Source organism: Pseudomonas sp. 05T35, assembly GCF_056396605.1.
Genome location: NZ_JBFTLU010000337.1, coordinates 1 through 5,100, shown reverse-complemented (window position 1 = coordinate 5,100; position 5,100 = coordinate 1). Strand labels below are relative to the sequence as shown.

General features: G+C 59.5%; 4 protein-coding genes. 2 read left to right on the top strand and 2 right to left on the bottom strand.

Annotated features, from left to right (window positions below):
* Positions 1 to 91 precede the first annotated feature (91 nt).
* Positions 92 to 1,765, bottom strand: coding sequence for a DEAD/DEAH box helicase (locus AC1DH9_RS21990; protein WP_054596358.1), 1,674 nt, complete (start codon positions 1,763 to 1,765; stop codon positions 92 to 94).
* Positions 1,766 to 2,188: 423 nt separating this feature from the next.
* On the opposite strand from AC1DH9_RS21990, the gene AC1DH9_RS21985 reads away from it, so the two are divergent.
* Positions 2,189 to 2,980 carry a crotonase/enoyl-CoA hydratase family protein gene (locus AC1DH9_RS21985; protein WP_427543525.1) on the top strand — a complete coding sequence of 264 codons (792 nt, stop codon included), beginning with the start codon at positions 2,189 to 2,191 and terminating at the stop codon, positions 2,978 to 2,980.
* 117 nt (positions 2,981 to 3,097) lie between these two features.
* Here AC1DH9_RS21985 and AC1DH9_RS21980 read toward each other — a convergent pair whose 3' ends face one another.
* The gene (locus AC1DH9_RS21980; RefSeq protein ID WP_427543522.1) at positions 3,098 to 3,853 is read right to left on the bottom strand and encodes a spermidine synthase; all 756 of its coding nucleotides are present in this window, start codon (positions 3,851 to 3,853) and stop codon (positions 3,098 to 3,100) included.
* Positions 3,854 to 4,009: 156 nt separating this feature from the next.
* Between AC1DH9_RS21980 and AC1DH9_RS21975 the strand changes: the two genes are divergently transcribed.
* The coding region (locus AC1DH9_RS21975) for a 3-deoxy-7-phosphoheptulonate synthase class II (RefSeq protein ID WP_477808773.1) at positions 4,010 to 5,100 on the top strand (1,091 nt) is incomplete at its 3' end.

Here is a 5,100-nt window from a genome sequence, read left to right as displayed (position 1 = left end):
GTTCAAGAGGCCAGACACAAAACTGCAGGCAAAAAAAATCCCCGAACCAGTCGGGGATTTTTTATGTGCGATCAATCAKCCCGAAAGCGGATCAATCTTCGCGATAGCGACGCAGTTTCAGCTGCTTACCGGCAACGCGAGTGTCCTTCAGTTTGGTCAGCAGACGCTCCAGACCATCTTCCGGCAACTCGACCAGGCTGAAGCTGTCGCGCACCTGGATACGACCGATTGCTTCACGAGCCAGACCACCTTCGTTGAGGATGGCGCCCAGCAGGTTCTTGGCAGCGATACCATCACGCGCACCCAGCGCAGTACGGCAACGAGCACGACCTTCGGCCAATGGGATCGGAGCACGACGCTCGCGGTCACCACGGTCCGGACGATCACCGGTACGCTCAGGACGATCGCCACGCGGTGCATTGTTCGGCACCAGTGGACGTTCTTTCTCGATGGCAGCCAGGGTCAGTGCCTGAGCGTTGGTAGCCTTGCGCAGCAGCGCAGCAGCCAGTGCACGCGGGGTGCAACCGATGTCGGCAGTCAGGCGATCCAGCAGATCACCATGAGTCGATTCGGCATCAGCCACCAGCGGCGACAGGCTGTTGGTCAGTTTCTTGATGCGCGCATCGAGAACGGCTTGAGCGTCCGGCAGGCGAACTTCAGCAACCTTTTGACCGGTTACACGCTCGATCACTTGCAGCATGCGGCGCTCACGTGGAGTCACCAGCAGCAGTGCACGACCTTCGCGACCGGCACGGCCAGTACGGCCGATACGGTGAACGTAGGACTCTGGATCGTACGGCATATCAACGTTGAAAACGTGAGTGATACGCGGAACGTCCAGACCACGAGCAGCAACGTCGGTCGCCACAACGATGTCCAGACGGCCATCCTTGAGGGACTCGATCACGCGCTCACGCTGGTTCTGGGCAATGTCACCGTTCAGCGCAGCGGCTTTGTAGCCTTTGGCTTCCAGGGCACTGGCCAGGTCCAGGGTCGCTTGCTTGGTGCGAACGAACATGATCAGCGCGTCGAAGTCTTCAACTTCCAGCAGGCTCAATACAGCCGAGGTCTTCTGGTCAGCGTGAACCAACAGGTGAGCCTGTTCGATCGCGGTAACGGTCTGAGTCTTGGTCTGGATCTTCACGTGCTGCGGATCACGCAGATGACGCTCGGCGATGGCACGGATCGACTGCGGCAGGGTAGCCGAGAACAATACGGTCTGACGGGTTGCAGGCAAGGCCTTGAAGATAACTTCCAGGTCGTCCATGAAGCCCAGCTTGAGCATTTCGTCAGCTTCGTCGAGAACCAGGTGGTTCACGGTCGCCAATACTTTTTCGTCACGACGCAAGTGGTCGCACAGACGGCCCGGAGTGGCGACAACAATCTGTGCGCCATTACGGATTGCTTTCAGTTGCGGGCCCATAGGCGCGCCGCCGTAAACGGCCACAACGGTAACGCCCGGCATTTGCTTGGCGTAGGTTTCGAAAGCGGTTGCTACTTGCAGCGCCAACTCACGGGTTGGCGCCAGGATCAGGGCTTGCGGTTCGCGCTTAGCAGGATCGATGCGATGCAGGATCGGCAGGGCGAACGCAGCGGTTTTACCCGTACCGGTTTGCGCCTGACCAATCATGTCGTGACCGGCCATGATGATCGGGATCGATTGCTGCTGAATAGCCGAAGGCTCTTCGTAGCCAGTCGCGATGACGGCTGCAAGAATATTCGGATTAAGGTTAAAAGCGGCGAAGCCGCCGGTTTCCTGGGTCATGGGTCTGCCTCTAAGTGCATCCGCAAAGACCCATGCTCCAAAGCTGCGCATGCCGTGTAAGACTCAAGAGTCGCCCTGGCTGCTTTGTCGGCGGGGATTTGCGAAAACGAATGAATGAAAAAGATTCGTCAAGGAAGAGTCCGCTGTGCGGACGTGCAGCCGAAGCTGACTTCGGGGAATTGCGCTACCTAAACGCGGCCTGGCTAAAGACCGGCGCGCACTATACCGGAATTCACCAAAAAAGGGAGCTTTATTTGTCGGAAAAACCCGGCATACACCGTTGTGTCACAGGCTTTGCGGATAATCGTGCAACGGTCTATTTTTCAAAGGCCCGGCCCTATTGGTCATGGCACTTAAACGGTTCATCTTGCAGACCGTGACCTTTGGTCCGAGCCCCCCCTTCCCCGCCCGAGGAAATACCCCATGAATCAACCTGATTGCAGTCGTGTCACCCGTGAACGACGCGGTCATGTCCTGTTGATCGGGCTGGACCGTGTGGCCAAGCGCAATGCATTTGACCTCGATCTGCTCAACGCGCTGAGCCTGGCCTATGGCGAGTTCGAAGCCGACAGCGAGGCCCGCGTCGCACTAGTGTTCGGTCATGGCGAGCACTTTACCGCCGGGCTGGACCTGGTGAGCGTCAGTGCGGCACTGGCCGAAGGCTGGCAAGCCCCGGCCGGCGGTTGCGATCCGTGGGGGGTGTTCGTTGGCCCCAGGGTCAGCAAACCGGTGATTGTTGCGGCCCAGGGTTATTGCCTGACCATTGGCATCGAACTGATGTTGGCCGCCGATATCAACCTCTGCGCGAGCAACACCCGCTTTGCGCAAATGGAAGTGCAGCGCGGCATCTTCCCCTTTGGCGGTGCAACCTTGCGCCTGCATCAGATAGCCGGCTGGGGCAATGCCATGCGCTGGCTGCTGACCGGTGATGAATTCGATGCCCACGAAGCGCTGCGTCTGGGACTGGTGCAGGAGGTGATGGCCAGCGAAGACCTGTTACCTCGTGCGCTTGAGCTGGCAGAACGCATTGCCAGGCAGGCGCCGCTGGGGGTTCAGGCAACCTTGCAGTCCGCGCGCCAGGCCCATCTGGAGGGAGAAACAGCGGCGGCATTGGCTTTGCCACCGCAGGTGAAGAAGTTGCTCAACAGTGAAGACGCCAAGGAAGGCGTGCGGTCGTTGATCGAGAAACGCCCGGGCGTGTTCAAAGGGCTTTGAGGGATGTGTTGGCAGTTAAAAAGGCATCGCGAGCAGGCTCGCTCCCACAGGGTTTTGTGAACACCGAAAATACACTGTGGGAGCGAGCCTGCTCGCGATGGCGATCTGACAAACGACTCAGGTCGCCGGGCGAATCGCCTTGATCAGCGGCTGCAACGAATAACCCAATCGCGGCGCCAGCGCTTCGGCGCGGGCGGTCAATCCTTGCATGTCCAGTTCYTGGTCAAGGTCGGCTGGCACGATCAGGATCACGTTGCCCTCTTTCACCGGCAGCTCCCAATAATGCCGGTGATAGAGCCCTCGCAGTAATGCCGCACCCAGTGGCTTGCCGTCATCGGTCGCCCATTGATTGATCACCAGCCAGCCGCCCGGATTCAGGCGTTTTTGACAGTTTTCCAGGAAGCCCCAGGCCAAATGGCCGACACCCGGCCCGACATCGGTATAAAGGTCGACGAAAATCAGATCCGCCGACTCCGCCGTCTCAAGCAACTCGAGGGCGTCGCCGATGCGGATATACAGACGAGGATCGTCGTCCAGCCCCAGGTACTCGATGGCCAGGCGCGGTACGTCCGGGCGTAACTCGATCGCTTCGACGTCTTCCAGCGGCAGGAACTTCAGGCACGCCTGAGTCAGGGTGCCCGCCCCCAGCCCGAGAAACAGCGCGCTTTCCGGCTGCTCATGGCACAGCGCACCAATCAGCATCGCGCGGGTGTAGTCGTACTCGAGCCAGCTCGGATCGGCAGTGAACACGCAGCTCTGCTCGATGGCATCGCCAAATTCGAGAAAACGGTAATCCGCCACTTCCAGCACCCGGATCATGCCGAATTCATCGTGCACCTCGGCGAGCAGATGCTCGACGCGCTCCTCAGTCATTTCGTCTCCTGGTCGTTGTCGGGCTGATCCCCGGCAACGCAATCATTCGTTCCGCTTGGCGCGGCAAAGGCGCGATTGTCCGCCAAGCTTCGGGAACAGGTCACGCACTAATTGCTGATAACATAAACGTCCGATCGTAAAACATTAGAGTCCATGATGAGCCAACCCTGGAGCCCTGACAGCTGGCGCGCCCTGCCGATCCAGCAACAACCCCACTACCCTGACGCTGCGCATTTGCAACAGGTCGAGCAAAGCCTGGCCAGTTATCCGCCATTGGTGTTTGCCGGTGAGGCCCGGGAGTTGCGCCGTCAGTTTGCCGAGGTGACTCAGGGCCGGGCGTTTTTGCTGCAAGGTGGCGATTGCGCGGAAAGCTTCGCCGAGTTCTCGGCGGCAAAAATCCGTGACACCTTCAAAGTCCTGCTGCAAATGGCGATCGTCATGACCTTCGCCGCCGGTTGTCCGGTGGTAAAAGTCGGGCGTATGGCCGGGCAGTTCGCGAAACCGCGCTCGTCCAATGACGAAACCATCAACGGCGTGACCCTGCCGGCCTACCGAGGCGACATCGTCAACGGTATCGGTTTCGATGAAAAAAGCCGCGTCCCCGACCCGGATCGCCTGTTGCAGTCCTATCACCAGTCCACCGCGACCCTGAACCTGCTGCGGGCGTTTGCCCAGGGCGGTTTTGCCGACTTGCATCAAGTGCATAAATGGAACCTGGACTTCATCGCCAACTCGGCGCTGGCCGAAAAGTACAGCCACCTGGCCGACCGCATCGATGAAACCCTGGCGTTCATGCGCGCCTGCGGCATGGACAGCTCGCCGCAACTGCGCGAAACCAGTTTCTTCACCGCCCACGAAGCGCTGCTGTTGAACTACGAAGAAGCCTTCGTACGCCGCGACAGCCTGACCAACGATTACTACGATTGCTCGGCGCACATGCTATGGATCGGCGATCGCACGCGTCAGCTCGACGGCGCTCATGTCGAGTTCCTGCGCGGGGTGAACAACCCGATCGGGGTAAAGGTCGGCCCGTCCATGAACACCGAAGAGCTGATTCGCCTGATCGATGTGCTCAACCCCGACAACGATCCAGGCCGCCTGAACCTGATCGCGCGGATGGGAGCAAACAAGGTCGGCGACCATCTGCCGCAGCTGATTCGTGCGGTCGAACGCGAAGGCAAGAAAGTGCTCTGGAGCAGCGACCCGATGCACGGCAACACCATCAAGGCCAGCAGTGGCTACAAGAC

Coding starts and splice junctions, on each gene's coding strand:
- AC1DH9_RS21990 (WP_054596358.1), bottom strand. CDS start 1,765: ATGACCCAGGAAACCGGCGGCTTCGCCGCTTTTAACCTTAATCCGAAT.
- AC1DH9_RS21985 (WP_427543525.1), top strand. CDS start 2,189: ATGAATCAACCTGATTGCAGTCGTGTCACCCGTGAACGACGCGGTCAT.